The organism is Pseudomonadota bacterium (assembly GCA_010028905.1).
Classification (GTDB): Bacteria; Vulcanimicrobiota; Xenobia; order RGZZ01; family RGZZ01; genus RGZZ01.
The window spans coordinates 1-4080 of the sequence record RGZZ01000457.1 but is presented as its reverse complement, the minus strand read 5'-3'; the positions used below and the strand labels follow the sequence as shown (position 1 = coordinate 4080).

At 67.8% G+C, this 4080-nt stretch carries 4 protein-coding genes; all 4 read left to right on the top strand.

Annotated elements, in window-relative coordinates:
• Window positions 1–80 precede the first annotated feature (80 nt).
• Genes EB084_21100 through crcB form a run of 4 tightly spaced genes read left to right on the top strand, consistent with a single transcriptional unit; the run spans window position 81 to window position 4022 of the window.
• A complete protein-coding gene (locus tag EB084_21100; GenBank protein ID NDD30766.1) occupies window positions 81–1097 on the top strand; it encodes a 2-oxo acid dehydrogenase subunit E2 in 1017 nt (338 codons plus the stop codon).
• Between the two features lie 19 nt (window positions 1098–1116).
• Window positions 1117–2211: a pyruvate dehydrogenase (acetyl-transferring) E1 component subunit alpha gene (pdhA, locus tag EB084_21095; protein ID NDD30765.1), complete on the top strand. Its 1095-nt coding sequence runs from the start codon at window positions 1117–1119 to the stop codon at window positions 2209–2211.
• On the top strand, window positions 2204–3613 hold the full coding sequence (lpdA, locus tag EB084_21090) for a dihydrolipoyl dehydrogenase (protein ID NDD30764.1): 1410 nt from the start codon (window positions 2204–2206) through the stop codon (window positions 3611–3613). Before pdhA ends, lpdA begins: the two co-directional genes overlap by 8 nt.
• Before the next feature lie 19 nt (window positions 3614–3632).
• Window positions 3633–4022 carry a fluoride efflux transporter CrcB gene (crcB, locus tag EB084_21085; protein ID NDD30763.1) on the top strand — a complete coding sequence of 130 codons (390 nt, stop codon included), beginning with the start codon at window positions 3633–3635 and terminating at the stop codon, window positions 4020–4022.
• Window positions 4023–4080 lie beyond the last annotated feature (58 nt).

Genomic DNA, 4080 nt, shown 5'->3' with positions numbered 1-4080 from the left:
AGGCGCCCGCTCCCGTCGCGGAGGCGCCGCGGGCCGTCGCACCACCGCCCCAGCCGGTTGCGGCTCCTGCGCCCGCGCCCGTGGCGGTGCGGGCCGAGAGCAACGGCCGCTCCAGTGCGCCGCCTGTCCCGGTGAACGGCAGCGCCGCGTCTGCACGCGTCCTGGCGGCCCCGGCCACCCGACGTCTCGCGCGCGAGGCGGGGGTCGACCTCGCTCACGTTCACGGCACGGGCCCGAACGGGCGCGTGACGCGCGAAGATCTGCTGAGCTACCTCGAGGGAGGCGCTCCGGCGCCGCAGACCGTCGTTCAGACCGAGGCGGCGCCTGCCGCCGCGCCATCGGCGGCGCCCCAGGCCGCGCCCGCGGCTCCCGCGTTCCGCTTCCCTGAGGGGCCGCGGCCCGAGCAGCGCATCCCCGCCCGTGGCGTGCGTCGCAAGATCATCGAGAACATGCGGCGCAGCAAGGATCACGCCGCCCACTTCACCTTTGTCGAAGAGTGCGACTTCACCGAGCTGGTGAAGCTGCGCGCCGACAGCGAAGATATCGCCAAGAGCCGCGGCGTGAAGCTCAGCTACCTGCCCTTCATCGTGAAGGCCGTGGTGGCCGCGCTCAAGGAGTTCCCCACGCTCAACAGCAGCTATGACGAGCAGACCCAGGAGATCGTGCTGAAGGGGTACTACAACATCGGCATCGCCGCGTCCACCGACGACGGCCTCATGGTGCCCGTGCTCAAGGACGCCGACCGTCGCACCATCCTCGAGATCGGCGCCGAGATCGCGCGCCTGGCCGAAGGGGCGCGAAACCGCCGTCTCACCCTCGACGAGCTGCAGGGCAGCACCTTCACCATCACCTCGCTGGGCGCGCTGGGCGGCATCATGGCCACGCCGGTCATCAACTACCCCGAGGTGGCCATCATGGGCGTGCACAAGATCCGCAAGCGCCCGGTGGTGAAGAACGATGAGATCGTGGTGCGCGAGATGGGCTACATCACGTGTTCGTTCGACCATCGCATCATCGACGGCGACGTGGGCGCGAAGTTCGTGATGCGCGTGGTGCAGCTTCTCGAAGATCCGCGGTTGCTGATCCTCGGTGCCTGACGTGGCGTCGTCGCCCGCGATGAGCGACTCCGGGCTCTACCAGCTCCTTGACGTGCAGGGCCGTCTGGTTGAGGGTGCCGCGGCGCCGGCGCTCTCTGACGCGCGCCTGGTCGAGATGTACCAGTGGATGCTCGCCACGCGCACGGTTGACGCGCGTCTCGTGAACCTTCAGCGCCAGGGGCGGGTGGCCTTCTACGGCTCCATCATGGGGCAGGAGGCGGCCACCATCGCTTCCGGCATGGCGGCCGAGGCCTGCGACTGGATCTTTCCCGCGTTGCGGGAGGGGGCGCTGTCGGTGGTGCGCGGGCTGTCGATGGAGAAGGCGGTGGCCCAGTTCTACGGTACCGCGCTCGATGACTGCAAGGGCCGGCAGATGCCGTGTCACCCGTCGTTCGTGTCGGGGCACTACGTGTCGATGTCGTCGGTCATCGGAACGCAGATCCCCCAGGCGGTGGGCGCGGCCATGGCGGCGAAGATGCGCCGCGACCCCGCGGTCATGCTCGCCTACATGGGCGACGGAGCGACCTCCGAGCCCGACTTCGCGGCGGCCATGAACTTCGCGGCGGTCTACAAGGCCCCCGTGGTGCTCATCTGCCAGAACAACCAGTGGGCCATCAGCGTGCCCGCGTCGAAGCAGAGCGTCTCGCTCACCTTTGCCGTCAAGGCGCGCGCGTTCGGCATGGAAGGCGTTCGGGTCGACGGCAACGACGCCCTCGCCGTGTACACGGCCACGCGCCGCGCGGTCGAGAAGGCGCGCCGTGGTGAGGGCCCCACCTTCCTCGAGCTGGTGACCTATCGCCTGCTCGGGCACACCACCTCTGACGACCCGACGCGCTATCGAAACGAGGCCGAGGTCGAGATCTGGCGTCAGCGCGATCCGTTGCCGCGTCTGCGCGCCTTTCTCACGGTGCGCGGCCTCTGGAGCGACGAGAGAGACGCCGCCTTTGTCGAGCAGCTCACAGCAGAGGTGCAGCGCGCGGTCGAGGTGGCTGAGCAGACGCCGCCTCCCTCGGCCGACTCGATGTTCGACGATGTCTATTCCACCCTTCCCCCGCATCTGCGCGAGCAGCGCGCAGAGCTCGAAGCATTCCTGAGGAGCACGCAACATGGCTGAGTACACAGCAGATTGCGCCGTCATCGGCGCCGGTCCCGGTGGTTACGTGTCGGCAATTCGAATGGCCCAGCTGGGCAAGCGCGTGGTTGTCATCGAGAAAGACCGCCTCGGCGGCACCTGCCTCAACTACGGGTGCATCCCGTCGAAGGCGCTCATCCACGCCGCGGGCCTGGTCGACAAGATCCGCGAGCAGGCCCCCGACATGGGCATCAAGGTGAGCGACCCCGAGATCGACATGCCGAAGATGATCGCCTGGAAGGATTCGGTGGTGAGCAAGCTCACCGGCGGAATCGGCCAGCTGTTCAAGGCCAACAAGATCCAGACCGTCTTCGGTACCGCGCGTTACAAGAATCGCAAGCAGATCGAGGTGACCGGCGCCGATGGCACGCATCTCATCACGTGCGAGAGCTCGGTGGTGGCGACGGGGGGCTGGCCCTTCGAGCTGCCCAACATCCCCTTCGATCGCGTCGATGTCATCTCGTCGAAGGAGGCCCTCGAGCTCCAGGAGGTGCCCAAGCGCCTGCTGGTCATCGGGGGCGGCATCATCGGGCTCGAGATCGGCACCTTCTGCATGAAGCTGGGCGCCAAGGTCACCGTGGTCGAGATGATGGATCAGATGTTGCCGGGGCAAGACCCGGACCTGGTGGCGGTGGTGACCCGCAAGCTGAAGAAGCGCGGCGTGAAGATGCACGTGAAGTCGCGCGCCAAGGCAGTCGAGAAGCAGCGCGACGGCTCGCTCAAGGCCATCGTCGAGACCCCCGAGGGCGAGATCACCATTGAGTGCGACAAGGTGCTGGTGGCTGTGGGCTGGAAGCCCAACACGGCGGGCCTCGACCTCGAGAAGGTGGGCGTGGTGGTGAACCCACGCGGGTTCATCGGCACCGATGATGCCCTTCGCACCACGGCTGACGGCATCTGGGCCATTGGCGACGTGGTGGGCGGGCCGCTGCTGGCCCACAAGGCCTCGAAAGAGGGGCTCATCGCCGCGGAGTCGATCTCCGGCAAGCCGACGGTTCGCGACTGGCGGGCCATGCCCGCGGCCATCTTCACCGACCCGGAGATCGCCAGTGTGGGCCTCACCGCGGCTCAGGCGAAGGAGCAGGGCTACGAGGTGCAGGTCGGAAAGTTCCCGTTCGCGGCGAACGGCCGCGCGCTCTCCACGAACGAGAACGAGGGCTACGCCCAGATCGTCACCGACAAGGCCAACGGACTGGTGCTCGGCATGCACGTAGTGGGTCCCGAGGCCTCGAACCTCATCGCCGAGGGCGCCCTGGCCATCGAGATGGGGGCAGTGGTCGAAGACATCGCCCTCACCGTGCACACCCATCCCACCCTTCCCGAGGTGCTCATGGAGGCCGCCGAGGCTACCCTGGGGCACGCCATTCACGCGGTGACGCGTTAGGGCATCGGCGAGCGCTTCGGTGGCGCGCCTCACCCCGTTCCTGCTGGTGGGCCTGGGAGGCTTCCTCGGCTGCAACCTCCGCTACCTCGTCGGGCTGTATGTGGTGGAGCGGTTCGTGTCGCGGGTTCCCCTCGCCACGTTTCTCATCAATGTGACGGGGTCGTTTCTTCTCGGTCTCGTGGGCACGTTGGTGGCCGAGCGCCTGGTGGCCTGGCCGGAGCACTTCCGCCTGTTGCTCGGGGTCGGCTTTCTCGGAGGCTTCACCACGTTCTCGTCGTACGCGCTGGAGACCGACCTGCTGCTGCGCCAGGGCGAGACGCTGCGGGCGGCGCTCTACTTCACCTTGAGCCCGCTCTGCGCGCTGCTGGGAGCGCGTCTCGGCGTGATCGTGGCCCTCTCCCTCCGCTGACGGGCCGGGAAGTGACGATTCGTTAACGTTCTCTCTCTGGCGCTTCTGGCCGGTCAGG